The following is a 24,906-nucleotide window of genomic DNA, read 5'->3' as shown; positions in this document are numbered from 1 at the left end:
ATAAAAAAACCCGGCTGATGAGGCCGGGTTTTTTATTGAGTCCTGCGGTAAAACCCTTCATTCAGGCAACGCGATTCTGGATCAGGCGATCGGAACCACCTTCAGCCACGCGATTCTGGATCAGACGGTCCGAACCACCTTCAGCCACACGATTCTGGATCAGACGGTCCGAACCACCTTCGGCAACGCGGTTCTGGATCAGACGATCGGAGCCACCTTCAGCCACGCGATTCTGGATCAGACGGTCCGAGCCACCTTCGGCCACACGATTCTGGATCAGACGGTCCGAACCACCTTCAGCAACGCGGTTCTCGATCAGACGATCCGAACCACCTTCAGCAACGCGGTTCTCGATCAGACGATCCGAACCACCTTCAGCCAAACGGCTTTCAATCAAACGATCCGAGCCACCTTCAGCCAAACGGCTTTCAATCAAACGATCCGAACCGCCTTCGGCGACGACCGGGTGAGCAGAGGAAGCAGCGAAAGCGTTAACTGCAAAAACCGAGAAAGCGATGCTGAGGAGGATTTGGCGTTTCATGATGGTGTGCTCCGGTGTGTTATTGGTTGGGTATGGAGCGGATGTTACGCCGAGGATTTTTTATGAGAACTTCATTGACATGATGGTGAACATCGACGCTGATGATGATTACAACGACGGCCCTGTGGGCCTGCTCGCGAAAGCGGTACTACATTTGACGGATGAATTGACTGGCCCACCGCTTTGGCCGAGCGCAATCTTCGGCAGCTGCTACAAAGAGAGAGTCGCAGAGGAGATTTAGTCATGTACCAGCTCTACGGGCATCAGAACTCAGGTGCGGCCGCCATCGAAGCCGCGTTGGAACTGTGCGAGGTTCCTTATCGCTTCATCGATGTTTCATCGTCCCCGGAGGCGGTTCAGGCATTGGAGAAGCTCAACCCGCTCAAGCAGATTCCCACCCTGCAACTGCCCGATGGCGGTGTTCTGACCGAGAGTGCGGCCATCCTGATTCATCTGGGCCTCACGTTCCCGGAGTCGAACCTGCTGCCGGAAAACCCGCTCAAGCGTGATCAGGTTATTCGGGGCCTGGTGTACATCGTCAGCAATTGCTATGCCGCCATAGGCATCATCGATTACCCCGAGCGCTGGCTGGCCGAGGCGGACGAATCATCCAGGGAAAACCTCATGGTCGGTGCCCGCCAGCGCCTGCACTGGAGTTGGGAGGTGTTTGCCGATCAGTTCGCCGGCAAGTTGTACCTGGGCGAGGGAGCGCCGGGCGCGCTGGATATTCTGGCGGCGGTGGTGACACGGTGGGCGGGCACCCGAGAGCACTTGCGCACCGCGCGGCCGGGGTTCTCTGCCTGGCTTGAACGCTTCGACCGGCACCCTGCGTTGGCACCGGTTTTCGCGCGGCATTGGCCGTCTTAAGAACACCGCCAATCAAAATGTGGGAGCGGGCTTGCTCGCGAAAGCGGTGTATCAGTCACCATAAGTATCGACTGACATATCGCTTTCGCGAGCAAGCCCGCTCCCACAAGGGGATTTGCGGTGGGTTGGGTCACTCGCCGCGAATGTACTGTTCCAGCTGCCGAATCAGTTCAGCCTGTTCGGCAATGGCTTCCTTGACCAGGTCGCCGATGGACAGCAAGCCTATCAACTCGCCGTTTTCCACCACCGGCAAGTGCCGCAGGCGTTTTTCGGACATGATGCCCATGCAGGTTTCGACGGTTTGATGGGTGTCCACGGTGATGACCGGCGCCACCATGATGTCACTGACCGGTGTGCCGACAGAGGAGCGCCCCTTGAGCACCAGTTTGCGCGCATAGTCACGCTCGCTGATGATGCCGACGACCTTTCCCTCTTTCAGCACCGGTAACGCGCCGACGTTTTTTGCGGCCATCACCATCAGCGCTTCCAGCACCATTTGATGAGGCGCAATGGTGTGGACTTCCTGATTCTGTTGGGCCTTTAACTTGAGCAGTTGGGCGACGGTTTTCATGGCGGTTTCTCGGGTGTTGTCGTTGTTCTTGAAGAATCGTAGAGACGCGCTCACAGAGCAAGGAAGAAAGCGGCAGATACCGAGCAAAAAGCGTCATTCAGCGATTTTTCTTTGTAAAAGACCGCCCTTAATGCCGGTAAGTTAAGAAATTTGAGCAACGAAATTCCTGTGGGAGCGTGGCTTGCCCGCGAAGAATGCACCGCGGTTTTTCAGGTACTACGCGTCATCGTTCTTCGCGGGCAAGCCACGCTCCCACAGGTTCTGCGTCTTAACTTACCGGCATTAGGGCAAGCCCCCTCACCACACCGTCGATCACGCGTAGAATTACCCCTTGAATCAGATCGTTGAGGTTGCAGTGGTGGATTTACAGCAGGGCTTCGTCCTGACCCGGCATTGGCGCGATACCCCGGCCGGCACGGAAGTCGAGTTCTGGCTGGCGACCGATGCCGGCCCCCGGCGCATCCGCCTGCCGCATCAGCCGTCGGTAGCGTTCATTCCGGCGGTCCAGCGCGAGCAAGCCGAAGCGCTGCTGCGCGCCGAGAAAAACCTCGAGCTGAAGCCCTTGGCACTGCTGGACTTCGAACATCGCCCGGTGCTCGGCCTGTATTGCCAGCAGCACGGTCAGTTGATGCGCCTGGAAACCGCGCTGCGCAAATCAAGCGTTGATGTATTCGAAGCCGACATCCGCCCGCCGGAACGCTACATGATGGAGCGTTTCATCACCGCGCCCGTTTTGTTCGGCGGCACACCCAGCGCCGAAGGCCTGCTGCTCGACGCGCAAATGAAACCCGACCCCGGCTACCGACCGAAGCTCAGACTGGTCTCGCTGGACATCGAAACCACCGCTCAGGGCGAGTTGTATTCCATCGCCCTGGAAGGCTGCGGCGAGCGGCAGGTGTACATGCTCGGGCCACCCAACGGCGATGACAGTGGGGTAGATTTCCAGCTCGAATACTGCGATTCGCGAACCCTGCTGCTGAAAAAACTCAATGAATGGTTCGCTCGGCACGACCCCGACGCCATCATCGGCTGGAATGTCGTGCAGTTCGATCTGCGCCTACTGCACGAACATGCTCGCCGCCTGGCGGTGCCACTGAAGCTGGGGCGTGGCGGTGAAGAAATGCAGTGGCGCGAGCACGGCAGTCGCAATCATTATTTCGCCTCGGCCGCCGGCAGATTGATCATCGACGGCATCGAGTCGCTGCGCTCGGCGACCTGGAGCTTCCCCTCGTTCAGCCTCGAAAACGTTGCACAAACCCTGTTGGGCGAAGGCAAGTCGATCGACAACCCCTACCAGCGGATGGACGAAATCAATCGCATGTTCGCCGAGGACAAGCCGGCCCTGGCGAAGTACAACCTCAAGGACTGTGAACTGGTGACACGGATCTTCGCCAAGACCGAATTGCTGACCTTCCTGCTCGAGCGCGCCAGCGTCACCGGTTTGCCGGCGGACCGCAGCGGTGGCTCGGTGGCGGCTTTCACTCACCTGTATATGCCGTTGATGCACCGGCAGGGCTTCGTCGCGCCGAACCTCGGCGGCAAACCACCGGAGGCCAGCCCCGGCGGTTTTGTCATGGACTCGCAACCAGGGCTGTATGAATCGGTGCTGGTGCTCGACTACAAAAGCCTCTATCCGTCGATCATCCGCACCTTCCTGATCGACCCGGTGGGCTTGATCGAAGGGCTCAAGCATCCCGACGACAGCGAGTCGGTGCCGGGCTTTCGCGGTGCACGTTTCTCAAGAACCCGGCATTGCCTGCCGGCCATCGTCGCCCGGGTCGCCGAAGGTCGTGAAAGCGCCAAGCGCGAACATAACGCACCGTTGTCCCAAGCCCTGAAAATCATCATGAATGCCTTCTATGGCGTCCTCGGTTCCAGCGGTTGCCGCTTCTTCGATACACGGCTGGCCTCGTCCATCACGTTGCGCGGTCACGAGATCATGCTGCGCACCCGCCAATTGATCGAAGCGCAGGGGCATGCGGTGATCTATGGCGACACCGACTCGACCTTCGTCTGGCTGCGCCGCGCCCACGGTCAGGCAGAAGCCGCGCGGATCGGCCATGCGCTGGTGGATCACGTCAACCAGTGGTGGCGCGAGCATGTGAAACAGGAATACGGGCTGGAAAGTGCCCTGGAATTGCAGTTTGAAACCCACTACAAGCGCTTTCTGATGCCGACCATTCGCGGCGCCGAGGAGGGCAGCAAAAAGCGCTATGCCGGATTGGTCACCCGCGCCGATGGCACTGATGAAATGGTCTACAAAGGTCTGGAAACCGTGCGCACGGACTGGTCGCCGTTGGCCCGGCAATTCCAGCAGGAGCTGTACCTGCGCATCTTCAATCGCAAACCCTATCAGGACTATGTTCGTGACTATGTGCGCAAGACATTGGCCGGTGAGTTCGACGAGCGCCTGATCTATCGCAAACGCCTGCGCCGTACCCTCGATGATTATCAGCGCAACGTGCCACCGCATGTGCGGGCTGCGCGAATCGCCGATGACTACAATGACCAGCAGGGACGTCCACGGCAATACCAGAATGGCGGCTGGATCAGTTATGTAATCACCGTCGCCGGCCCCGAGCCGCTGGAAATCCGCAGCGCGCCCATCGACTACGACCATTACGTCACCCGGCAGCTGCAACCGGTGGCGGATGCGATCCTGCCGTTCGTGGATGATGATTTCTCAACGCTGATTGGGGGGCAACTGGGCCTGTTTTGAGTCCAGCAGCGACAACGTCCAGTCATCCGGTATGCCGTGAAAATACTGATCCAGCGCCTGATGGAACAAGCTGCCTTTTGGCGAAACCTGGGCGAACAGCGTCATCGATGAGTGAAACTTGAGGTTGTCGGGATGACCGAAAATCTTGGTGATCGACCGATGAGGAACGTCCAGGACCAATTGCGTGCAGGTACGCAAGCGCGGACCCAGTAACGGATGTTCCAGGTACGCCTTGGCTTCTTCACTGGAGCGAATGGCGAAGTAACGGGACATCTCGCTGTCGCCCAACCCGGAAAACTGCGGAAAGATAAACCACATCCAGTGCCGGCGCTTCTGGCCGGCCCGCAGCTCCTCCTGCACCCACTCGAACACAGGGTCCTGCGCCTGGACGAAGCGTGGCAAATTGAACGAGTCGAGCTGATCGGTACTTCTCATGCCGATGCCCTCTGACAGAACCGCGATGGCTCAGACCATGGCCAACCGTTGCTTGCGTTGTGGCGCGCGAAAAGCTTGGTCCAGCGCCTCCAGATCCCCGACCTCAAGCCGCAATTGCGCCGCTTGCGCATTGAGCTGCACATGTTCGGGACGGACCGCCTTGGGGATGGCGATCACGCCGTTCTGACGCAGAATCCATGCCAGCGCTACCTGCGCAGGTGTCGCCTCGTGACGGGCGGCAATCTGCTTGAGCGTCGAATTGGCCAGCATCTGACCGCCCTGGCCGATCGGACAATAGGCCATCACCGGCATCCTTTGGTGTTGGCTCCAGGGAAGCAAATCGAATTCGATGCCGCGCTCTTCAAGGTTATATAGCACCTGGTTGGTGGCGCAGGCTGGTGAAGCCAATTCTTCCAGGTCATCCAGATCGAAATTGGACACGCCCCAACGGCCGATCTTGCCATCTTCGCGCAGGCGTTCGAAGGCTTCGACGGTTTCCGCAAGGGGATAGTCGCCGCGCCAGTGCAACAGGTAGAGGTCGATGTAATCGGTATTCAAACGCCGCAGGCTACGCTCACAGGCCTGGGGGATGCCTTTGCGGCTGGCGTTGTAGGGGTAGACTTTGCTGACCAGAAAAACCTGGTCACGCACGCCGGCGATGGCTTCACCCACCACCTCTTCAGCGCCTCCTTCAGCATACATTTCAGCGGTGTCGATCAGGGTCATGCCCAACTCGATGCCCAAACGCAGCGCTGCAACTTCCTTTGTGTGTCGGGAGCGTTCCTCTCCCATGCGCCAGGTTCCTTGGCCGATGACCGGCACTTGGCTGCCGGCCAGCTCAAGAGTACGCATGAATCCTCCTTCCTGAAGTCCGATCGATACTTCAGTTGGCAGCAAAATAGTCCGGTGGTTCCGTGGATTTCTCGAAAGATCGCAGCCTGCGGCGGGAGCTGCCGAAGGCTGCGATCTATTGATCTACAGGGTAGAAAACTTATACACCGTAGTCTGGCTATAGCGCTTGCCCGGATCCAGCCGTGTGGACGGGAAATTCGGCTGGTTCGGCGAATCCGGATAATGTTGCGTTTCCAGAGTGAACGCCCCCCAATGCGGATAAATCTTGCCAGCCTTGCCCTTGACCGTGCCATCGAGGAAGTTGCTGGTATAGAACTGCACACCCGGTTCAGTAGTGTAGAGCTGCAACCGGCGCCCGGATTGCGGATCGCTGACATCGGCGGCGAGTTTGCCCAGATCACCCTTGGCGTCCAGCACCCAGTTGAAATCGAAACCGCCTTGTTTCGGTTCGGCGAATTTCAATTGAGGATGATCAGCCTTGATGTGTTGACCGATGGCGGTCGGTTGAGTGAAATCCATGGGCGTGCCGGCGACCGGGGCCAGTTCACCGGTGGGGATCAGTTTGCCGGTGACCGGCGTGTAGCGGGCGGCGTGCAAGGTGGCAAGTTGCTTCAGTACGTCGCCATTGCCCGCGCCGGCGAGGTTGAAATAGCTGTGGTTGGTCAGGTTCAGCACCGTGGGTTTGTCGGTGCTGGCTTTGTACTCGATGCGCAGCTCATTGCTCTCGGTGAGGCTGTAGGTGACTTCGGTTTTAAGGTTGCCCGGGAAACCCATTTCACCGCCCGCCGACAGATACGTCAGGGTCACGCCCACCGAATCCTTGCCTTTGCTCGGTTCGGCCTTCCACACTCGTTTATCAAAACCCTGGGCCCCGCCGTGCAGTGAATTACTGCCGTCGTTGAGTGGCACCTGATAGCGCTTGCCGTCCAGCTCGAAGGCACCGTTGGCCAAGCGATTGCCGAAACGGCCAATGGTCGCCCCAAAGTACGCGGTGCCACTTTGATAACCCTGCACATCATCGAAGCCCAGCACCACATCGTCGAGCTTGCCGTTTTTGTCCGGCACTTTCAGCGACTGCAGAATCCCGCCGTAGGTAATGACCGTGGCTTGCAGGCCATGGCTGTTGCGCAAGATGTATTGCTCGACGGGCGTGCCGTCATTGGTTTTGCCGAAAGCCTTGCGTTCACTGGACAAGCCGGCGGCGTGAGCGGGGAGGGTGGCGATCATCAGGGACAGTCCGAGGCCGGAGAGCAGGTATCGAGATTGAAGCATGGTTGACCTTCCTTTTTGTTGTTTTGTGAGAAGTAGTCATACTAATAATCGAGTTTTAACGCGATCAAGGAAGGATTTATAGCTTAACTATGCAGTGTTGCAATAATAAAGTATGACTAATACAGATCCGCTTTCACGGTGACCCGCGTTTACGGACCACCGGCACTGCACTTTTTCGGCTTTCGCGGTTCTATCCTTGGCCAGCCCGCGGCGATCCCCACCGCCGGCCCATGCCCAAGTTCAAGAACCCATGGCTCGAGTTTTACCCCGCTTTACCCCGCACATTCGCCGTTATTGCTGGCTGCTGATTGGCCTGTCGATGCTCTTCGCCAGTGGCTGCAGCCATCAGCCGGGCAACGACCTCGTTAGCCAGTTTCGCAACGGCAAACCCCAGGAATTTCTCCAGACCAGCGTCGACCGCATGGCGACCCTGGCGATGCGTGACAACCTCCAAAGCCTTTACCTGCTGATGAACAAGCTCTACCTGCGCAACCCGGAGGAGCTGAAAAAATCCGGCTTCCTCGATGTCGGCACCGCAGAAAAACAAGTGCGCATGGCCATCGAACAGCAACAACCACTGCCCACCCTCGGCGGCAAAAAAGACCTGGCCGCGCTGAGCTACGCCATGAGCCCGGAATTCCTCGGCGACCGGGTCGGTGCCTTCATCTATGCCATCGGCAGCATGCTGGTCACCGCCCACGGCAATCGGCTGGAGTTCTACATGACGGATGCGATCAACCCGACCTTCGTCAGCAATGCCGCGCGAAACATCGAGAAAGCCACCTGGATCTTGAGCCAGCGGCAAAACAAGCAAGGCGAGCCGTTGCTGTTTTCCAACGAAATCTCGGAGGAGGGCAGCAACCTGAGCTTTGCCGTGGAGTTCGGCAAAATCGTCGCACGGCTGGACCTGCTGACCCAGATGCTCGACGAACGCTACCGACGGATCGGCCTCAACTACGCCCAGAGTTTGCTGTTTCTGAATTTCCTGCCGGTGCAATAAGCGAGTGCCAAACCCAATCCCTGTGGGAGAGCTTTTGTGGGAGCTGGCTTGCCTGCGATTGCATCAACTCGGTTGGACGTTAAACCGAGTCGTCTGCATCGCAGGCAAGCCAGCTCCCACAGGGGATTTGAAAGAAAGAAGATCGTGTTCCGGCCCAATGAGTTGGCATAACGATAGACCGCATCGATATAACTGGTTATAAGAAAAATCGCTATGCTGCGGGCCGGTTATTCTCCTGCGATTTTCTGGGCGTATTAATGGAATTCGGTAATTTCGGGTTGGTCGTTGCAGGTCTGGTGGTCGGCTTTATTGTCGGCATGACCGGCGTCGGGGGCGGTTCGTTGATGACCCCCATTCTGTTGTGGTTCGGCGTCAACCCGGCGACGGCGGTGGGCACGGACTTGCTGTACGCGGCCATTACCAAATCCAGTGGCGTGCTGGTTCATCGCAAGAACAAGAACATCGATTGGGCGATCACCGGTTGGCTGACCCTCGGCAGTGTGCCGGCAGTGGCGCTGACGCTGTGGTTCCTGAGCAGTTTGCAGACCTCGCCCGACGCGATGAATGCCGTCATCAAACAAGCCTTGGGCTTCGTATTGTTCGCCACGGCGCTGGCGATTTTCTTCAAGAAACGCTTGCTGGATTTCGCCCACAAACGGGCGGGCGGCCACTACAACCCTAGCGGTCCCCGCTTGAATGCACTGACCGTCATCACCGGTCTGATCCTGGGCGCCATGGTGGCCCTGACCTCTATCGGCGCTGGCGCTCTGGGCACAGTAGCGCTGTTCATTCTGTACCCGATGCTGCCTACCCGCCGCCTGGTCGGCACCGAAATCGCTCACGCGGTGCCCCTGACCCTGGTCGCCGGCCTGGGCCATGCGAGCATGGGCAACATGGATTGGCATATTTTGGGCTACTTGCTGGTCGGTTCGCTGCCGGGGATTTACCTGGGCAGCCACTTGACCGGGCGGATCTCCGACGAACTGTTGCGTCCGTGTCTGGCCACGATGCTGGTGCTGATCGGCTACAAACTGGCGTTCTGATCCGGCACCGTATAGATCACTGAATTTAGCGGAATCATGCTCTCGCTGACGTAGTCAAAACTATGACCACGCTCAGATGAGGTCATGACGGCCATGAACAGCCCCGTAAACGATCTTCTGCGACGGTTCCGTCGCCCCCGCGGCGAGCCACCCGGCAACGCGGCCGAAGTGCTGCGCCGTCATGCCGAGCCGTTGCCTGCACTCGACTCACCTGAATTCGGCGAACTGTTCGACCGCTTTGGCGATGCCAGCGTGGTACTGATCGGCGAAGCCAGCCACGGCACCCAGGACTTCTACCAGACCCGAGCGGCGATCACCCGCCGCCTGATCGAGCAGCACGGCTTCGGCATCGTCGCGGTCGAAGCCGACTGGCCCGATGCCGGCCAGATTGATCGATGCGTCCGCGATCTGGGCCGCTCCGCCTGGAAAAAACAGGCCTTCGCCCGATTCCCCACCTGGATGTGGCGCAATACGTCCGTGCAGACCTTTACCCGCTGGCTGCACCACCATAATCGTGGGCTGACGCCCGAGCAGCGTGTGGAGTTTCGGGGGCTGGATGTTTACAGCATGCGTCACTCCATCGACGAAGTATTGGGCTATCTCGATAAGACCGACCCACAGTTGGCGAAAGAGGCCCGCCATCGCTACAGCTGCCTGACGCCGTGGAACGACGACCCGGCGCTGTACGGTCATTTCGCCGAGCGGGGCAACATGGCCACGTGCGAGGACGCAGTGGTCGAGCAATTGAATGTGCTGTTGGGCGAACGGCTTGATCCGATGGTCGCCGATGACGAGGCGTTTTTCAGTGCCACCCAAAACGCCCGCGTCGTGCGGGCTGCCGAGCAGTATTACCGCGCCATGTACCGCGGCTCGACCGCCTCGTGGAACTTGCGTGACCTGCACATGTTCGAGACTTTGCAAACCCTGATGGAGCATCGCGGGGCAGGCGCCAAAGCGGTGGTGTGGGCGCATAACTCACACATCGGCAACGCCGCCGCCACGCAAATGGGTTGGGAGGGGCAGTTCAACATCGGTCAGTTGTGCCGCACGGCCTACGGCTCACAAGCGGTGCTGATCGGCATGGGCACCGACCACGGCACCGTCGCTGCCGCCGATGATTGGGATGAGCCGATGCAGGTCAAACAGGTGAACCCGGCATTGGCCGACAGCTGGGAACAACTGTTTCTCCAGGCCGGCGTTCCCGCAGCGCTGCTTGACTGGCGGACGTCACCAAACGACGAGTTGCTGGACGTATTGGCCGAGCCATTGCTCGAGCGCGCCATCGGCGTTATCTATCGCCCCAGGACCGAGCGCCAGAGCCATTACTTTCAGGCAGTACTGGCGGAGCAGTTCGACGCTTTTGTCTGGATCGAAAAAACCCATGCGGTCTCGCCATTGCCGGCGCCTGAGTTCATGGAGCACGAGGAAGACACCTTTCCGTTCGGTATATAACATGCAAATAACGGGCATCTATTCCCGGGTAAAAATCTCCAGCAGATGCCCGTCCGGGTCATCGAAATACACCCGCCGGCCACCGCCGTAATCGTTGATCTTGTTCGGCCGTTGCTTGCCAGGATCTGCCCACCAGGGTTGCTTGTGCGCTTGCAGGCGAGCGAAGGCCGCATCGAAGTCTGCGTCGCCAATCAGGAACGCATAATGTTGGGAGGCGATGGGCGGGTCGTTATTGTAGAAATCCAGCGACACTCCGTTATCGAATTTGACCACCAGCATCGGCCCGAACGGCTCGGCATCGGGCAGGCCGAGGAGGTCGGTCAGGTAGCGGGCCGACACCTGTTTGTCACGGCACCAGACGATGGTGTGGTTCAGCTGAGCGCTCATGGAAAAATCCTCACGGCGAATCAGGTCGTGCGAGTGGTGCTATGAGATTAGCTCAGGCTGTTGCGCAATGACCGCCCTGACCTAAGCTTGGGGCAAGGCGAAACACAATTGCAGTGCGTCACCCGGAACGTTCGCCGCGATGCGCAATCATTAGGGCGTGGATATCAAAAGGAGATGCGCATGCTCATCAGGTCTTTGACCCTGGCTACTCTGCTGGCTTTCGTCGGCCCCCTGTTCGCCGCCGATGACGATTCCCCTCTGGTTAAAGACGTGGGCAGGGCCCGTCCCTTGATTGTCATCGCGCCCAGTTCGGTCGATCCCACCTGGGTCAGCCTGAAAAAATCCCTGGATGAACCCGCCAGCCGCAAGGGCTTCACCGAGCGAAACATGGTGCTGTACACCGTGATCAACACGATGGGCCAACGCGACGGCAAAGACCTCGACCCGCAAACGACAATGGCGTTGATCCGCTCGCTCAAGCTGGGCGCCGGGGCGAAGAGCAAAATCATCCTGGTCGGCAAGGACGGCGAAAAGAAGCTTGAAAAGGATGTGGTCGAGCTGAAAGAGATTTTCAGCACCGTCGACCAGTTGCCGGCGGCCGAGAAAGAAGCAACGGTACCGGTGCCAGCGCCGGTGGCTGAAGTTGCACCGGCCAAAGGTGCAAAGGGCAAACCGGCGAAGCCCGCCAAACCGCCTGAGCAGCCGGATGATTGAATTTCCTCCATTGTGGTGAAAATCCCTGTGGCGAGGGGGCAAGCCCCCTCGCCACAGGGTTGCCCAGTCTCATGGGGTGTCGGGATTACTCGGCTAGAGCGCTCAGAATCTCATGGGCAATTTTGATTCGTTCCGGGTTCGGGTAGTTTTTGTTGGCCAGGATCACGATGCCGATGTCCTTCGCCGGGATAAAGGCGACATAGGCGCCAAAGCCGCCGGTTGAGCCGGTTTTGTTGATCAGCACGGTGTCGCGCTGCGTTTGCGGTGGGTTCAGCCACCGGACTTCATGAGCCTCAAGCGCCATTTGCGACGAGTTGCCCGCCAGCAATGTATCGAGCGTTACCGGGTAATTGTAGAGCTCCCATCCCAACCCTTGAGTCATCTCGCCGACGGTGTAGTAACCGGTGTGAGTGATGGCGATGGCTTGCTGCAGGGGCTTTTCCAGCGACGCCGGATTCATATTCGCTTCAACATAGCGAAGCAGGTCCGAGGCGCTGGTTTTCACGCCATACGCTTCGGAATCCAGTGCGCCCGGTCCGACCCGCACAGGCTTGTCGTCCTTGTTGTAACCCTGGGCGTAAAGCGCCATCTGATCCTGCGGCACCTTGAGGTAGCTGTGCCTGAGGCCGAGTTTCGGCAGCAAGGTTTTTTCCATCAGCTTATCGAACGGCGCCCCCATGCTTTGCGCCGCCAGATAGCCGAACAACCCAAGGCTGGGGTTTGAATATTGGCGATGAGTGCCAGCGGCGTAGGTCGGTTTCCATTGTTTGAAGTAGCCAAGCATTTTGTCCTGATGGTCTGCCTCACTGGGGAATTGCAGCGGCAGGCCACCGGCGGTGTAGGTACCGAGTTGCAGCACGCTGATGCTGTCGAACGCGCTGCCACGCAATGTCGGTAGAACCTGACTGGCGTTGTCCGACAGGGCCAGTTTGCCTGTCGCCTGCGCGTAGGCGGCGAGGGTGGCGGTGAAGGTTTTGCTCACCGAACCGATCTCGAACAGGGTGTCTTCGGTGACGGCTTTGCCGTTTTCTTTCGAAGCCACGCCGTAGTTAAAGTAATGAGGTTGGCCATTGACGGTAATCGCGACCGCGACACCGGGGATCTGCTGTTGCTGCATCACCGGTTCAATAGCGGTCTTGACGATGGCTTCGATGCGATCGTCAGCAAAGCTGTGGCTAACGCCGAGCAGAAGTGCGAAAGCGCTGTAAGACGCGAGTTTTCTCTGATTCTTTTTAGGCATGATTGAATTACTTTCCATGAGTTTCTGTGGTGTTAACCGCTACACTCCGAGTGGTTTTCAAGCTGGTCCGTCGCTGGGCGAGCCAAATCTATGCAGTTTGGCGAAGACCGACAAACGACGATATTTCGGATGAGCCATTAGAAAATTTTGGGAGTGGGCATGATTCGACCTCATCTGCCGTTGAATGCGCTGCGCGCTTTCGAGGCTTCGGCACGCCATTTGAGTTTCACACGGGCGGCGGTGGAGTTGTGTGTCACGCAGGCGGCAGTGAGTCATCAGGTCAAAAGCCTTGAAGCCCAGCTTAACGTGACTTTGTTCAAACGCCTGCCCCGAGGCCTGATGCTGACCAGCGAAGGTGAAACCCTGCTGCCGGTGTTGCGCGAATCCTTCGACCGGATCGCCGAGACCCTGGAGCGATTCGAGGGCGGGCATTTTCGCGAGGTGTTGACGGTAGGGGCGGTGGGGACGTTTGCGGTCGGTTGGCTGTTACCGCGGCTGACGGATTTTCAGACGAAATATCCGTTCCTCGATTTGCGCCTGTCGACCAACAACAACCGGGTGGACGTGGCCGCTGAAGGCCTGGATTACGCCATTCGCTTTGGCGCGGGGGCGTGGCATGGGATCGAAGCGGTACGGTTGATCGAGGCGCCGCTGTCGGTGCTCTGCGTTCCCGAGATTGCGCGACAATTGCACACACCGGCCGATCTGTTGCAGCAAACGTTATTGCGCTCCTATCGAACGGATGAGTGGCCGGAGTGGTTTCAGGCGACTGGTCTTTCGGCCCATGCCGCACCGCCTCGGAGCATCGTCTTCGACTCGTCGCTGGCGATGATGGAGGCTGCGCTGCAAGGGGCAGGCGTTGCATTGGCGCCGCCGCTGATGTTTGCCCGGCAACTGGCGGCGGGCGCAATCGAGCAACCGTTTGCCATCGGGATTACCACCGGCAGCTACTGGCTGACCCGCTTGCAGTCGCGCCCTGAAACGTCGGCGATGACCGCGTTCAAGGACTGGTTGCTGCAAGCTTCGCTTTAATACAAAACCCTGTGGGAGATTCTATGGTTGAAGGGAAGCCCTCAACCAGCTTTGGGTTGATATTCGCTCTGTCCTTTCAGTAGAGCGAATACGATCCGAGCAAGCTTGCGAGCCAGTATCACCAGCGCCTGAGTGGTGCTGAAACCTCGAGCTCTTTGCTCTTCATAAAAGCCTTTCCAGGCTGGCGTACGGCTGGCCGACATAGCTGCATTGTGCAGAAGCCGGCGAGCTTCCGGGTCACCTCGCTTGGTCAAGCTCCGGCGCCCGTCTTTTTGCCCTGACTTCGCCACCCGCAAATCCATTCCCAGAAAGGCAATAAAGGCATCTGCGTTTCTGAAGTCGCCCCGCTGAAACGCCGTGAGCAAGCGGGCTCCGGTCAGAAATCCAATGCCTTCAACTTTCAGGCAACGCTTCAACTGACCGAGCAAACCGGCTTCTTTCAGATGATCATTAATCGTCTTTTCGACCAGCGTTTCAAGCTGCTGCATGGCTTTCACTTGCGCGGCGAAAGCAGATTTCAGCAGCGGTTCATTCGCCCAACTTTGCACTAGGCCGACCCGCGCCTGAACCAAGGCTGCGCGACGACGAAAAAGGCTCAAGAGCTGGCGGTACAGCGGTGATGGCGGGGTCCAAGGATGAAGATCATCACCTTCGTTCTTCAGATAGCGGGCGAGCAGTCTGGCATCCAACGCATCGGTTTTGGCGCGGATATTCACCCCTTTTCGGTAATGGCTGAGTTCATAGCCACCCACCATGTAAATCACGCAGCCAGCCTCATAGGCCAGATCGGCGAACTCCAGGTGATAGATATTGGTCGACTCAATGGCTACCGCGACTGTCCCTGACAAGGCTTTCAACCACTGCTTGATGGCAGCCTTGTTGTTGGGAATCTCTTCAAGCAGGTCAAGTTCGGCGTGATAGATCACCAGTTCGTTCTTGGCGACATCCACGCCTACGATTGGCTTTGTGACAGAAACCGGCATTGCCATTGGATTTCCTCCGGGATATGTTTTGAGCACTTGAAGGGCTCACCCAGAGGCGCAGGCTTGTTCCTATCGTCGGTCCTAGCCAGATGCATTCTTTATCGGCGCTTGGGTGAAAGGAGGAGGGGCGAAATCTCCCACGGATCTGTACTGCGTCAACAGTCAGAATCGGGCTTTGTCCCTCCTCCTCCCTTCAAGTCCTACCATACAAGCGGGCTTGCTCGCGAAGGGGGCATCACATTCAACATTAATGTTGACTGACACACCGCCTTCGCGAGCAAGCCCGCTCCCACAGGGATTGAGGTGCTTTCAGAAGCCTACCGCACCAGACACGGCCGCTTGTTATCGAACTTCCACCCCGGAATCAGAAACTGCATCGCCACGGCGTCATCCCGCGCGCCCAGCCCCATGCCTTTGTACAGCTCATGGGCCTTGGCCAGTTGATCGATGTCCAGCTCAACCCCCAGGCCAGGTTTTTTCGGTACCTGCACACAGCCATCGACGATTTGCAGCGGCGCTTTGGTCAGGCGTTGGCCGTCCTGCCAGATCCAGTGGGTGTCGATGGCGGTGATTTCACCCGGGGCGGCGGCCGCGACGTGGGTGAACATGGCGAGGGAAATATCGAAGTGGTTGTTCGAATGCGAGCCCCAGGTCAGGCCCCATTCGTGGCACATCTGCGCGACTCGAACCGAGCCCTGCATGGTCCAGAAGTGTGGGTCCGCCAAAGGAATGTCCACCGATTGCAGCTGAATCGCGTGGCCCATTTCCCGCCAGTCGGTGGCGATCATGTTGGTCGCGGTTTTCAAGCCCGTGGCACGACGAAACTCGGCCATGACTTCGCGGCCCGAATAGCCGTTTTCCGCACCGCACGGGTCTTCGGCGTAAGCCAGAACGTGATGCTGATCCCGGCACAGGCGGATCGCTTCTTTTAGCGACCAGGCGCCATTCGGATCAAGGGTGATGCGCGCGTCGGGAAAGCGCTCGGCGAGGGCGGTGACCGCTTCGATTTCCTCGTCACCACTCAACACGCCGCCCTTAAGTTTGAAGTCCTTGAAGCCATAACGGGCGTGGGCAGCTTCGGCCAGGCGTACCACGGCGTCGGCGCTCATGGCTTTTTCGTGACGCACACGGAACCAGGCGTTGTCGGCATCCGGTTCGCTACGGTAGGCCAGATCGGTTTCGTTGCGATCACCGACATAAAACAGATAACCGAGCATCTTCACTTCGTCGCGCTGCTGGCCTTCGCCGAGTAGGGCCGCGACCGGCACATCCAGGTGCTGACCGAGCAAATCGAGCAGGGCGGCTTCCAGGCCGGTGACCGCGTGAATGGTGATGCGCAGGTCGAAGGTCTGCAGGCCGCGACCGCCGGCATCGCGATCGGCAAAGGTCTGGCGCACTTGATTGAGGATCTTCTGGTAAGTGCCGATCGGGCTGCCGACCACCAGTGCGCGCGCATCTTCCAGCGTCTGGCGAATACGCTCGCCCCCCGGCACTTCGCCGACGCCGGTGTGGCCGGCGTTGTCCTTGAGGATCACAATGTTGCGGGTGAAAAACGGACCGTGGGCGCCACTCAGATTGAGCAGCATGCCATCGTGGCCGGCCACCGGCACAACCTGCATGCTGGTGATGATCGGGGCTTTTGCGGTTTCTTGTGGGTTCATTTTTATGTCCTTAAAAAGCAGGTATTCAGGCGTGACGAGGCGAAGGCTTACCCAAGGCAACGGCCGGAGCTGGTTTCGGTTTATTGCGTGCGGCGAAGACGATGATCGCGGCGATGATCGAGGTGGCGGCCAGTCCGTACAGCCCGCCCTGAATCGACCCGGTGTGTTCTTCCAGCAGGCCAAAAGTGGTCGGTGCAACGAAACCACCGAGGTTGCCCACCGAGTTGATCAGTGCGATCACGCCTGCAGCAATCCGCGCATCCAGATACGCCTGGGGAATCGGCCAGAACAGTGACGAGGCAGACTTGAAACCCAGCGCGGCGAAGCAAATGGCGACGAAGGCGAAGATCGGCCCGCCGGTGGTGGACATGAACATTCCGGCGGCAGCGATCAGCAGTGCACCGGCGACCCAGGCTTGCTGGTGTTTCCATTTGGCCGACAGCGTGGCGAAGGCGTACATGCCGACGATCGACAGCAACCACGGAATCGAGTTGAACAACCCGACCTGAATGTCGCTCAGGTCGCCCATCTTCTTGATGATGCTCGGCAGCCAGAAGGTCGCGGCGTAGATGGTCAACTGGATGAAGAAGTAGATCAGGCAGAACAGGATGATCTGGCGATCCTTGAGCAGCGTGCCCAGCGACGGTTTGATCGGCGTCGCGGCTTCGCGGGCCAGTTGTTCGTCATCGATGGCTTTGACCAGTGCGTCCTGCTCAGGGCGGGTCAGCCATTTGGCGTCGTGAGGCTTGGAGTCCAGCCAGAACCAGACGAACACGCACAGACCGACCGAGAACATCCCTTCAATGAAGTACATCCACTGCCAGCCGTGCATGCCCAAACCGCTGATTTGCAGCAGCAGCCCGGACAATGGGCCGGAGATCAGCGACGCGATGGCCGAACCGCTGAGGAAGATCGCAATCGCCTTGCCGCGTTCGACGCCGGGTAGCCAGCGAGTGAAGTAATAAATCACCCCAGGGAAGAAACCGGCTTCGGCCACGCCTAGTAGAAATCGCAGGATGTAGAAGTGGGTTTCGTTCTGAATGAACGCCATGCAGGCGGCCACCAGGCCCCAGGTCAGCATGATGCGGGTCAGCCAGATTCGTGCGCCGACTTTTTGCAGGAGGATGTTGGAGGGGACTTCGAACAGCGCGTAACCAATAAAAAACAGACCGGCACCGAGGCCGTAGGCGGCAGCGCCAATCCCTAAGTCATGTTCCATATGAGCGCGGACGAAGCCGATGTTCACACGGTCGATGTAATTGACGATGAACATGATCACGAACAGCGGCAGGACGTGGCGTTTCACTTTTGAGATGGCGGACTTCAGGACCGAATCGGCGCCCTCGGTCATCCCGGATATGGATGTATTCACTGCTTTTTCTCCCACTCGTTATTTTTATGCGGGGTGTGGCTGGGTGTTGCGTTGTTGATAGACATCATACAACTAGATTTTTCGGGCCGACAAGTACTGTCTCTCAACAAAATGGCGTTAGGCGGGCGGGTTTTTATTCTTTTTTTGATTTTTTGTGCTGCATTTGCTGGGTTTTGTCGGGGTTTGTTCAGTCGGTGATGTTCTCTTTATCGCGACGAGGAGCCTGGGTTCTATAGGTCTAAATCGTCTGTTTCAGCATGATGAATGAGTGTTGTCATACAAGTTGAGCGGCTTTTTGTTGAGATTCCCGTCACCAAGAAACGAGCGCAGTGCTACGATCCGGATACCCGCTCTACGGATAAATCACCATGCAAGAAGACATCGACGCACCCGCCCGCAAGCGTGCCCACAACCTGGCCCATGATCTGGTGAGCAAACTGACCCAGAGCATCCTGCTCGGCCAGATGGTGCCGGGGGACAAGCTGCCGTCGGAGAACTCGATTGTTCAGGAGCATGGCGTCAGTCGCACGGTGGTGCGCGAGGCAATCTCGAAGTTGCAGGCTTCGGGGCTGGTGGAAACCCGTCACGGCATCGGCACCTTTGTTCTCGAGCGGGCACCGGATCAGGGGCTGCGGCTGAATGTCGATACCGCGCTGGGCGTGCGCAGTATTCTGGAGTTGCGCATGGGGCTGGAAACCCAGGCAGCGGCGCTGGCAGCGGTTCGTCGCACAGACCAGCAGTTGGCGCAGATGCGTGAAGCGCTGGATGACTATCAAAGCCTGTTGGCCAACAACGACAGTTGCGTCGAGGCGGACAAACGCTTCCATCTGCTGATCGCCGAAGCCACCGGCAACGTGTGCTTCACCGAGATCATGCAGCACCTGGGCAGCGCCATGATCCCCCGAACCCGCGTCAATGCCGCAGAGCGCGGGTCGGCGGATTTGAGCAAGCTCGGGCACCTCGCCAACCTTGAACACGAGGCGATTCTCAACGCCATCAAACGCCAGGATCCAGATGCGGCGCGGGCGGCAATGTGGTTGCACCTGACTAACAGCCGCGACCGCTTTTCGGCTGATCGGTAGCCGCCGTTTGTCTCCTCGATAGCACCCCGTTTGCAGGCTCGTTTCCAACCTGTACGGCCCAGATTCGCTGGACCTCATCAGTGAGGTGCGTCATGGCTTACGAGCAAATTCTTCAGGGTGGAACTTCCGATGACGACCCTGTCAGACCCATTCCCGATAGGGACGATCCATCGATGGATCAAGACGCACCACCCGGCATGGACCCTTCGCGAGACCCGACCGATACGGATATTGATCGTCCTGAAGACTGGAGGGACCCGGCTCTGGACCCGGATCTGGATGACGACATTCCGGCGCCGGATGAAGAAACGCCATTGTCCGACGACAGGCGATAAACGAAACCCGGCCGATGTGCCGGGTTTTTTGTGGGTGCGCCAGGCATGGCGCGTTGCGCGCAAGCGCAACCAGCTTGGCTGTGGTGGCCACGCTGGTGACTTGGAGGTGGAAGTCCTCTACACACCCGGCAAGGGGAAGTGTTAGCCAGAGGCAAGGGTGTCGCGGGTGACTGCGAATCTGAAGGAAGCCCGAGGCAAAATGCTGGCCTGACGAACAGGAAGCGGATAGAGGCGGCGCAGCGGGGTAAGACGGCCCAAACCGTTAAAGCCCAATACTTGCACGGAACGCTGTGACGTAGATCCGACAGGCATAAGCAGGAAGGTCGCGCGAATTACCCTGGGAGATCTGCACGTTTGCCAGTGTGCTACCGAGCGTCGAGAGGCGACGGGATGAGCGTGCAGAAGTCAGCTGAAGCCGTAGTAAGTGGCGAATGACCATGCCGCCAAGGGCTGAACAGGTTATGCCGCCAGTAGGCGTCGAAGTCCCGTTGAATACCGAAATGCAGAAATTTCTCCCAGAGAAGACTGTTACTCCGAGTCCCGGACAGAATCCGAGGATGACGGCTGACAGCGCACAGGTATCAGCGGCGTCTGTGACGTGGACGAAAGCGGAGCCGGACACGTTGATGGGGCGGGTGCTTGCACCCGCCAACCTCAGGCGTGCGTATCAACGCGTAGCCAGCAACAAGGGCGCGCCGGGTGCCGATGGCATGACGGTCGACCAGTTGGCGGGCTATGTGAAACAGTATTGGCCGACCCTCAAGACTCGGTTGCTGGCCGGCGAGTATCACCCGCAAGGTGTACGCGCCGTCGATATTCCCAAACCCAAAGGCGGAACACGGCAATTGGGTATTCCCAGCGTTGTGGATCGCCTGATTCAACAGGCCCTGCTGCAACAGCTCACGCCGATCTTCGATCCGCTGTTCTCGGACTACAGCTATGGCTTTCGTCCGGGCAGAAGCGCCCACCAAGCCATCGAAACAGCCCGCGGCCATGTGGCGGCGGGTCACCGCTGGTGTGTGGAGCTCGATCTGGAGAAGTTCTTTGATCGGGTCAACCACGATGTATTGATGGCCTGCATCGAGCGCCAAATCGAAGACAAGCGGGTGCTCACGCTGATCCGTCGTTTTCTCGAAGCCGGGGCGATGGCAGGTGGTATTGCCAGTCGGCGGCAGGAGGGGACGCCGCAAGGCGGCCCGCTCTCGCCGTTGCTGTCGAACATCCTGCTCAACGAACTCGACCGCGAGCTGGAACGGCGAGGCCATCGCTTCGTGCGTTATGCCGACGACGCGAACATTTATGTGCGCAGTCAGCGGGCAGGCGCGCGAGTAATGGCCGGTGTCGAGCGTTTCCTGAGCCAGCGCCTGAAACTGACGCTGAACCGGGAAAAGAGCCGCGTGGCGCGGCCTTGGGCCTGCGATTATCTGGGTTACGGAATGAGCTGGCACCAACAGCCGAGGCTGCGAGTGGCGACGATGAGCTTGGGTCGCTTGCGCGACCGACTCAGAGACCTGCTGCGCGGAGCGCGGGGCCACAAGATGGCGACTGTCATCGAGCGGATAAACCCCGTGCTGCGTGGTTGGGCTGGCTTCTTCAAGCTAAGCCAGAGCAAGCGACCGCTTGAGGAGTTGGATGGCTGGGTACGTCATAAGCTTCGCTGTGTCATCTGGCGTCAATGGAAGCGGCCCTCTACGAGGGCGCGCAACTTGATGCGTCTGGGACTCGGTGAGGCGCGGGCGTGGAAATCGGCAGTCAATGGCCGAGGCCCATGGTGGAACTCAGGAGCGCCACATATGAATCAGGCGCTACCGAAGAAGCTGTGGGATCGACTCGGACTGGTCTCGATACTGGATACGATAAACCGGCTTAACCGCATAACTTGAACCGCCGTATACGGAACCGTATGTACGGTGGTGTGAGAGGACGGCGGATGTGAATCCGCCTCCTACTCGATTTGCAGGCAAATCAGTGCTCAGACGCTAGCCACTTGAATCCCAAAAAACCGCCGCTCCAGATTCAACGCCAACACACTGACCAGCACCACCACCGCACCCATCACCACCATCAACGTCGGCTGCTCGCCCAAGCCAACAGACGCTATGGCCATCGCAGCAGGCGGAATCAAATACATCGTCATCGTCGCCCGGCTCAAATCCACATGAGCCAACACAAACGCCCAGGCCAGGTAGGCGAGGGCGCTGGGAAACACGCCCAATGCAACCACTGCCCATTGCACATGAAGCGGCGCGCTGACGATTTCGCTGGCCAGCCCCGGCAGATAAACCAGCAATAACGCCGTCCCCGACCAGACGGTGTAGCAGACCAGCGTCAACCCGTCGTAGCGCCCGGACTGATGCTTCTGCAACGCAAAGTAGAAACTCCAGGACACCGCCGCCAGCAAAATCAGCAAGCCGTGAGCGTCGATGCTCCCCAATCCATGATCACCAGCCACCACAATCACCACGCCGGTCAAACCCAGAAACACGCAGCCCCAGCGCCAGACACTTACCCGGTCCTTGAAGACGAAGCGCGCCAGCAGCGTGCTGAACAAGGGCGTGGTTTGCGCGAGCACACTGGACGCCCCGGCGCTGACCCCTTGCTGGCCGAAATTCAGCGCGACGTGATGCAGGCTCACGGCAAAAAAACCGAGCACGATCAGCAACGGCCAGTCGCGTATGTTCGGCAGGCGGATACCCCGGAACACGGCGACTACTGCCATGAACACCGAGGCCACCAGAAACCGCAGCAGCGCCAAATGCCCCGGGTCATAGGCCTGCAAACCGATATGAATACCGGTCGGGGAATACCCCCAGCAGGCGACGACAAACGCCATCGCCAGAATAATTTTGACGGAGAGATGAGAGGAGGGTGTGAGTGGCTTCATGGTCGGCACCTGTGGGCGTATGCACCGAGTATCGGAAGCCTGACCGTTCGCCACAACTGACTTATACTGCGTCAATTGTTCACTTTAGGTGATGTATGGAGCTGGCGCAGATTCGCATGTTCAAGACCGTCGCCGACGTCGGCAGCATCGCCCGGGCGGCCGAGTTGCTGCACTGTGTACCGTCGAACATCACAGCGCGCATCAAGTCGCTGGAAACCGAGCTGGGTGTCGCGCTGTTTCTGCGTGAGGGACGAGGGTTGCGCATCAGCCCGGCGGGGCAGACCTTTCTGGCTTACGCCTCGAAAATTCTCGCGCTGACGGCTGAAGCCAAACGCGCGCTGGACCCTTCGGCCGAGCCATCCGGGCCGTTGCGCATTGGCGCTATCGAATCGTCGGCGACCGGTCGATTGCCGCGGTTGCTGGCCAAGTTTCACAAGCGCTATCCGGGCGTTGCGCTGGAACTGACCACCGGTAGCTGGGGCCAATTGCTCGATGACACGCTCAATCACCGACTCGACGGCGCAATCGTCGCGGTGGATGTCGAGCGCTCACACCTCAAGCGCACGCCGATGTACCGCGAAGAGCTGCTGCTGATTGCTTCGACATCATTGGGGCCGGTGCGCGATATCACGGATTTGCAGGACAAGACCGTCTTCATGTGGCCTCAGGGTTGTCCTTACCGGGCGGCGCTGGAGCATTGGTTGTTGCATCAGGGGCAGGCGTTGCCGATCGTCAGTCTGGCCAGTTATGGCGCGATTGTCGGCTGTGTCAGCGCCGGGGCCGGCGTCGCGTTGGTGCCTAAAGGGATCTTCGATCAGTACGCTAAAGGGGCGGGGTGCGCGGGGTATGAATTCCCCGAGCTGACGGCGATCGACAACCTGTTTTACTGGCATGAAAACGCTGGTGTTCACCCGGCGCGAGAGGCGTTTGTGGGAATGTTGCGGGAGGAGTTTGTGTGATTACTCAAGGCTTGCTCCAATGCCAGTCAGTCGAGCGCAATCCATGTGGGAGCGGGCTTGCTCGCGAAGGCAGTGTGTCAGGCGATATCAATGTTGACTGTGCCGCCGCCTTCGCGAGCAAGCCCGCTCCCACAGGTTTTATGCCTTGCCTTTGATGATTTTCAACTCTCGCCGACATCCCGCATCAACAACCCAAACTGCAAATCCACCGCATCCGGTATCGGCAAATACACCGTGTGCCCATCCCCCGGCGCCACTTCAACCGCCTCGCCTTTGACGTTCTGCAGTTGATGCAAATCGAAGTGGAAGTTGCCCTGGGGCGTCATTAGTTCCAGGTGATCGCCCAGACCAAAGCGATTTTTCACCCGCACCTCGGCCAGCCGATCCCGGCGTTCGCCTGTCAGCTCGCCCACGAACTGCTGGCGCTCTGAAACCGAGCTGCCGTTCTGGTAATTCTGATATTCGTCATGCACGTGCCGACGCAGAAAACCTTCGGTGTAGCCACGCTGGGCCAGGGATTCCAGATCGGTCATCAAGCTACGATCAAATGCCCGACCAGCCACCGCATCATCGATCGCGCGGCGATACACTTGAGTGGTGCGCGCGCAATAGAAGTGCGATTTGGTCCGACCTTCGATCTTCAATGAATGCACGCCCATCTGCGTCAGGCGTTCGACGTGCTGGACGGCGCGCAGGTCCTTGGCGTTCATGATGTACGTGCCGTGTTCATCCTCGAATGCCGGCATCAGTTCGTCAGGGCGATTGGCTTCTTGCAGCAGGAACACTTGATCGGTCGGCGCACCGATGCCCAGCGTCGGTTCGGGTCGGAACTGCTGAACGATTTCGCCGAGCTGATTTTCGCTGGCCGGCGTCGCCGAGTATTTCCAGCGGCAGGCATTGGTGCAGCTGCCCTGATTGGCGTCGCGCTTGTTCATGTAGCCCGACAACAGGCAGCGCCCGGAATAGGCCATGCATAAGGCGCCGTGGACGAACACTTCCAGCTCCATCGCCGGGACGTGCTGGCGGATTTCGGCGATCTCTTCCAGCGACAGTTCACGGGACAGGATGATCCGGCTCAAACCCTGTTGCTGCCAGAACTCGACGCTGGCCCAGTTCACCGTGTTGGCCTGCACTGACAGGTGAATCGGCATCTGCGCAAAGTGCCGGCGCACCAGCATGATCAGGCCCGGGTCGGACATTATCAGCGCATCCGGCGCCATGGCGATCACCGGTTCCAGGTCCTTCAAGAACGTTTTGAGTTTGGCGTTGTGCGGGGCGATGTTCACTACCACATAGAAACGCTTGCCCTGAGCCTGGGCCTCGGCGATGCCAAGCGCGAGGTTGGCGTGATCGAATTCATTGTTGCGCACCCGCAGGCTGTAGCGCGGCTGGCCGGCGTACACCGCGTCGGCGCCGTAGGCGAAGGCATAACGCATGTTTTTCAGGGTGCCGGCAGGGGCGAGCAGTTCTGGAGGCGTAAGCGTCATGGCGCTGGTCATGGCAGT

Annotated in this window: 24 protein-coding genes; 12 read left to right on the top strand and 12 right to left on the bottom strand. The window is 58.9% G+C overall.

The window, feature by feature from the left end:
* Positions 1-61: 61 nt before the first annotated feature.
* On the bottom strand, positions 62-541 hold the full coding sequence (locus AB7M29_RS25120; protein WP_454248232.1) for a phage infection protein: 480 nt from the start codon (positions 539-541) through the stop codon (positions 62-64).
* On the opposite strand from AB7M29_RS25120, the gene AB7M29_RS25115 reads away from it, so the two are divergent.
* Together AB7M29_RS25115 and AB7M29_RS25110 are read left to right on the top strand one after the other, a co-directional pair.
* Entirely contained in the window at positions 540-782 is a 243-nt protein-coding gene (locus AB7M29_RS25115; RefSeq protein ID WP_454248231.1) for a hypothetical protein, read from the top strand. The genes AB7M29_RS25120 and AB7M29_RS25115 overlap by 2 nt on opposite strands.
* A gap of 2 nt (positions 783-784) precedes the next feature.
* The gene (locus AB7M29_RS25110; protein WP_217857257.1) at positions 785-1,408 is read left to right on the top strand and encodes a glutathione S-transferase N-terminal domain-containing protein; all 624 of its coding nucleotides are present in this window, start codon (positions 785-787) and stop codon (positions 1,406-1,408) included.
* A 130-nt stretch (positions 1,409-1,538) separates the two neighbouring features.
* Here the strand turns inward: AB7M29_RS25110 and AB7M29_RS25105 are convergent, their stop codons facing one another.
* Positions 1,539-1,979 carry a CBS domain-containing protein gene (locus AB7M29_RS25105; protein WP_007901706.1) on the bottom strand — a complete coding sequence of 147 codons (441 nt, stop codon included), beginning with the start codon at positions 1,977-1,979 and terminating at the stop codon, positions 1,539-1,541.
* 358 nt (positions 1,980-2,337) lie between these two features.
* On the opposite strand from AB7M29_RS25105, the gene AB7M29_RS25100 reads away from it, so the two are divergent.
* The gene (locus tag AB7M29_RS25100; protein ID WP_454248758.1) at positions 2,338-4,698 is read left to right on the top strand and encodes a DNA polymerase II; all 2,361 of its coding nucleotides are present in this window, start codon (positions 2,338-2,340) and stop codon (positions 4,696-4,698) included.
* On the opposite strand, the gene AB7M29_RS25095 is transcribed toward AB7M29_RS25100, so the two are convergent.
* The 3 genes from AB7M29_RS25095 to AB7M29_RS25085 all read right to left on the bottom strand — a co-directional run bounded on the left by AB7M29_RS25095 (position 4,663) and on the right by AB7M29_RS25085 (position 7,257).
* Positions 4,663-5,133 carry a DUF1810 domain-containing protein gene (locus AB7M29_RS25095; protein ID WP_217857256.1) on the bottom strand — a complete coding sequence of 157 codons (471 nt, stop codon included), beginning with the start codon at positions 5,131-5,133 and terminating at the stop codon, positions 4,663-4,665. The genes AB7M29_RS25100 and AB7M29_RS25095 overlap by 36 nt on opposite strands.
* Before the next feature lie 30 nt (positions 5,134-5,163).
* Positions 5,164-5,985, bottom strand: coding sequence for an aldo/keto reductase (locus AB7M29_RS25090; protein WP_217857255.1), 822 nt, complete (start codon positions 5,983-5,985; stop codon positions 5,164-5,166).
* A gap of 123 nt (positions 5,986-6,108) precedes the next feature.
* A complete protein-coding gene (locus tag AB7M29_RS25085; protein WP_454248230.1) occupies positions 6,109-7,257 on the bottom strand; it encodes an aldose epimerase family protein in 1,149 nt (382 codons plus the stop codon).
* Between the two features lie 250 nt (positions 7,258-7,507).
* Here AB7M29_RS25085 and AB7M29_RS25080 point away from each other — a divergent pair, with 250 nt between their 5' ends.
* The 3 genes from AB7M29_RS25080 (at position 7,508) to AB7M29_RS25070 (ending at position 10,752) form a co-directional block, all read left to right on the top strand.
* Positions 7,508-8,257 carry a hypothetical protein gene (locus AB7M29_RS25080; RefSeq protein WP_217857253.1) on the top strand — a complete coding sequence of 250 codons (750 nt, stop codon included), beginning with the start codon at positions 7,508-7,510 and terminating at the stop codon, positions 8,255-8,257.
* 257 nt (positions 8,258-8,514) lie between these two features.
* Positions 8,515-9,300: a sulfite exporter TauE/SafE family protein gene (locus AB7M29_RS25075; protein WP_007901717.1), complete on the top strand. Its 786-nt coding sequence runs from the start codon at positions 8,515-8,517 to the stop codon at positions 9,298-9,300.
* A 93-nt stretch (positions 9,301-9,393) separates the two neighbouring features.
* On the top strand, positions 9,394-10,752 hold the full coding sequence (locus AB7M29_RS25070; protein WP_217857252.1) for an erythromycin esterase family protein: 1,359 nt from the start codon (positions 9,394-9,396) through the stop codon (positions 10,750-10,752).
* Positions 10,753-10,770: 18 nt separating this feature from the next.
* Here the strand turns inward: AB7M29_RS25070 and AB7M29_RS25065 are convergent, their stop codons facing one another.
* Entirely contained in the window at positions 10,771-11,139 is a 369-nt protein-coding gene (locus AB7M29_RS25065) for a VOC family protein (RefSeq protein WP_217857251.1), read from the bottom strand.
* A 180-nt stretch (positions 11,140-11,319) separates the two neighbouring features.
* Here AB7M29_RS25065 and AB7M29_RS25060 point away from each other — a divergent pair, with 180 nt between their 5' ends.
* Positions 11,320-11,853, top strand: coding sequence for a DUF4174 domain-containing protein (locus AB7M29_RS25060; protein WP_454248229.1), 534 nt, complete (start codon positions 11,320-11,322; stop codon positions 11,851-11,853).
* 85 nt (positions 11,854-11,938) lie between these two features.
* Here AB7M29_RS25060 and ampC read toward each other — a convergent pair whose 3' ends face one another.
* Positions 11,939-13,093 carry a class C beta-lactamase gene (gene ampC, locus AB7M29_RS25055; RefSeq protein WP_454248228.1) on the bottom strand — a complete coding sequence of 385 codons (1,155 nt, stop codon included), beginning with the start codon at positions 13,091-13,093 and terminating at the stop codon, positions 11,939-11,941.
* Positions 13,094-13,252: 159 nt separating this feature from the next.
* Here ampC and AB7M29_RS25050 point away from each other — a divergent pair, with 159 nt between their 5' ends.
* Positions 13,253-14,125 (top strand): LysR family transcriptional regulator, encoded by an 873-nt coding sequence (locus AB7M29_RS25050; RefSeq protein WP_454248227.1) that lies wholly within the window; start codon positions 13,253-13,255, stop codon positions 14,123-14,125.
* Between the two features lie 41 nt (positions 14,126-14,166).
* On the opposite strand, the gene AB7M29_RS25045 is transcribed toward AB7M29_RS25050, so the two are convergent.
* The 3 genes from AB7M29_RS25045 to AB7M29_RS25035 form a co-directional block, all read right to left on the bottom strand.
* Entirely contained in the window at positions 14,167-15,114 is a 948-nt protein-coding gene (locus AB7M29_RS25045) for an IS110 family transposase (protein ID WP_217858081.1), read from the bottom strand.
* A 311-nt stretch (positions 15,115-15,425) separates the two neighbouring features.
* Entirely contained in the window at positions 15,426-16,769 is a 1,344-nt protein-coding gene (gene gudD, locus AB7M29_RS25040; protein WP_217857247.1) for a glucarate dehydratase, read from the bottom strand.
* A 25-nt stretch (positions 16,770-16,794) separates the two neighbouring features.
* Positions 16,795-18,141, bottom strand: coding sequence for an MFS transporter (locus tag AB7M29_RS25035; RefSeq protein WP_454248226.1), 1,347 nt, complete (start codon positions 18,139-18,141; stop codon positions 16,795-16,797).
* 368 nt (positions 18,142-18,509) lie between these two features.
* Here AB7M29_RS25035 and AB7M29_RS25030 point away from each other — a divergent pair, with 368 nt between their 5' ends.
* From AB7M29_RS25030 to ltrA, 3 genes are all read left to right on the top strand, one after another.
* A complete protein-coding gene (locus AB7M29_RS25030; protein WP_217857245.1) occupies positions 18,510-19,223 on the top strand; it encodes a FadR/GntR family transcriptional regulator in 714 nt (237 codons plus the stop codon).
* Positions 19,224-19,315: 92 nt separating this feature from the next.
* Positions 19,316-19,558, top strand: a complete 243-nt coding sequence (locus AB7M29_RS25025; RefSeq protein WP_454248225.1) for a hypothetical protein — start codon at positions 19,316-19,318, stop codon at positions 19,556-19,558.
* A gap of 461 nt (positions 19,559-20,019) precedes the next feature.
* Positions 20,020-21,441 (top strand): group II intron reverse transcriptase/maturase, encoded by a 1,422-nt coding sequence (ltrA, locus tag AB7M29_RS25020; RefSeq protein ID WP_454248224.1) that lies wholly within the window; start codon positions 20,020-20,022, stop codon positions 21,439-21,441.
* An 89-nt stretch (positions 21,442-21,530) separates the two neighbouring features.
* Here the strand turns inward: ltrA and AB7M29_RS25015 are convergent, their stop codons facing one another.
* Positions 21,531-22,442 (bottom strand): DMT family transporter, encoded by a 912-nt coding sequence (locus tag AB7M29_RS25015; protein WP_217857243.1) that lies wholly within the window; start codon positions 22,440-22,442, stop codon positions 21,531-21,533.
* Between the two features lie 95 nt (positions 22,443-22,537).
* Here AB7M29_RS25015 and AB7M29_RS25010 point away from each other — a divergent pair, with 95 nt between their 5' ends.
* The gene (locus tag AB7M29_RS25010; protein WP_217857242.1) at positions 22,538-23,401 is read left to right on the top strand and encodes a LysR family transcriptional regulator; all 864 of its coding nucleotides are present in this window, start codon (positions 22,538-22,540) and stop codon (positions 23,399-23,401) included.
* Positions 23,402-23,562: 161 nt separating this feature from the next.
* On the opposite strand, the gene trhP is transcribed toward AB7M29_RS25010, so the two are convergent.
* On the bottom strand, positions 23,563-24,888 hold the full coding sequence (gene trhP / locus AB7M29_RS25005) for a prephenate-dependent tRNA uridine(34) hydroxylase TrhP (RefSeq protein WP_454248223.1): 1,326 nt from the start codon (positions 24,886-24,888) through the stop codon (positions 23,563-23,565).
* Positions 24,889-24,906: the final 18 nt, after the last annotated feature.

Source organism: Pseudomonas sp. F-14 TE3623 (assembly GCF_053629015.1).
Note: the sequence above shows the minus strand (reverse complement) of the source record. Positions and strands in the feature narration are given on the sequence as shown.

What these genes read in the sequence shown, in the direction of transcription:
- ampC (WP_454248228.1), bottom strand. Translation starts at nt 13,093, where the DNA reads ATGCCTAAAAAGAATCAGAGAAAACTCGCGTCTTACAGCGCTTTCGCA.
- AB7M29_RS25085 (WP_454248230.1), bottom strand. Translation starts at nt 7,257, where the DNA reads ATGCTTCAATCTCGATACCTGCTCTCCGGCCTCGGACTGTCCCTGATG.
- AB7M29_RS25060 (WP_454248229.1), top strand. Translation starts at nt 11,320, where the DNA reads ATGCTCATCAGGTCTTTGACCCTGGCTACTCTGCTGGCTTTCGTCGGC.
- AB7M29_RS25120 (WP_454248232.1), bottom strand. Translation starts at nt 541, where the DNA reads ATGAAACGCCAAATCCTCCTCAGCATCGCTTTCTCGGTTTTTGCAGTT.
- trhP (WP_454248223.1), bottom strand. Translation starts at nt 24,888, where the DNA reads ATGACGCTTACGCCTCCAGAACTGCTCGCCCCTGCCGGCACCCTGAAA.
- AB7M29_RS25065 (WP_217857251.1), bottom strand. Translation starts at nt 11,139, where the DNA reads ATGAGCGCTCAGCTGAACCACACCATCGTCTGGTGCCGTGACAAACAG.
- AB7M29_RS25010 (WP_217857242.1), top strand. Translation starts at nt 22,538, where the DNA reads ATGGAGCTGGCGCAGATTCGCATGTTCAAGACCGTCGCCGACGTCGGC.
- AB7M29_RS25030 (WP_217857245.1), top strand. Translation starts at nt 18,510, where the DNA reads ATGCAAGAAGACATCGACGCACCCGCCCGCAAGCGTGCCCACAACCTG.
- AB7M29_RS25105 (WP_007901706.1), bottom strand. Translation starts at nt 1,979, where the DNA reads ATGAAAACCGTCGCCCAACTGCTCAAGTTAAAGGCCCAACAGAATCAG.
- AB7M29_RS25015 (WP_217857243.1), bottom strand. Translation starts at nt 22,442, where the DNA reads ATGAAGCCACTCACACCCTCCTCTCATCTCTCCGTCAAAATTATTCTG.
- AB7M29_RS25095 (WP_217857256.1), bottom strand. Translation starts at nt 5,133, where the DNA reads ATGAGAAGTACCGATCAGCTCGACTCGTTCAATTTGCCACGCTTCGTC.
- AB7M29_RS25110 (WP_217857257.1), top strand. Translation starts at nt 785, where the DNA reads ATGTACCAGCTCTACGGGCATCAGAACTCAGGTGCGGCCGCCATCGAA.
- AB7M29_RS25045 (WP_217858081.1), bottom strand. Translation starts at nt 15,114, where the DNA reads ATGGCAATGCCGGTTTCTGTCACAAAGCCAATCGTAGGCGTGGATGTC.
- gudD (WP_217857247.1), bottom strand. Translation starts at nt 16,769, where the DNA reads ATGAACCCACAAGAAACCGCAAAAGCCCCGATCATCACCAGCATGCAG.
- ltrA (WP_454248224.1), top strand. Translation starts at nt 20,020, where the DNA reads ATGCCGCCAGTAGGCGTCGAAGTCCCGTTGAATACCGAAATGCAGAAA.
- AB7M29_RS25050 (WP_454248227.1), top strand. Translation starts at nt 13,253, where the DNA reads ATGATTCGACCTCATCTGCCGTTGAATGCGCTGCGCGCTTTCGAGGCT.
- AB7M29_RS25025 (WP_454248225.1), top strand. Translation starts at nt 19,316, where the DNA reads ATGGCTTACGAGCAAATTCTTCAGGGTGGAACTTCCGATGACGACCCT.
- AB7M29_RS25075 (WP_007901717.1), top strand. Translation starts at nt 8,515, where the DNA reads ATGGAATTCGGTAATTTCGGGTTGGTCGTTGCAGGTCTGGTGGTCGGC.
- AB7M29_RS25070 (WP_217857252.1), top strand. Translation starts at nt 9,394, where the DNA reads ATGAACAGCCCCGTAAACGATCTTCTGCGACGGTTCCGTCGCCCCCGC.
- AB7M29_RS25115 (WP_454248231.1), top strand. Translation starts at nt 540, where the DNA reads ATGATGGTGTGCTCCGGTGTGTTATTGGTTGGGTATGGAGCGGATGTT.
- AB7M29_RS25080 (WP_217857253.1), top strand. Translation starts at nt 7,508, where the DNA reads ATGGCTCGAGTTTTACCCCGCTTTACCCCGCACATTCGCCGTTATTGC.
- AB7M29_RS25090 (WP_217857255.1), bottom strand. Translation starts at nt 5,985, where the DNA reads ATGCGTACTCTTGAGCTGGCCGGCAGCCAAGTGCCGGTCATCGGCCAA.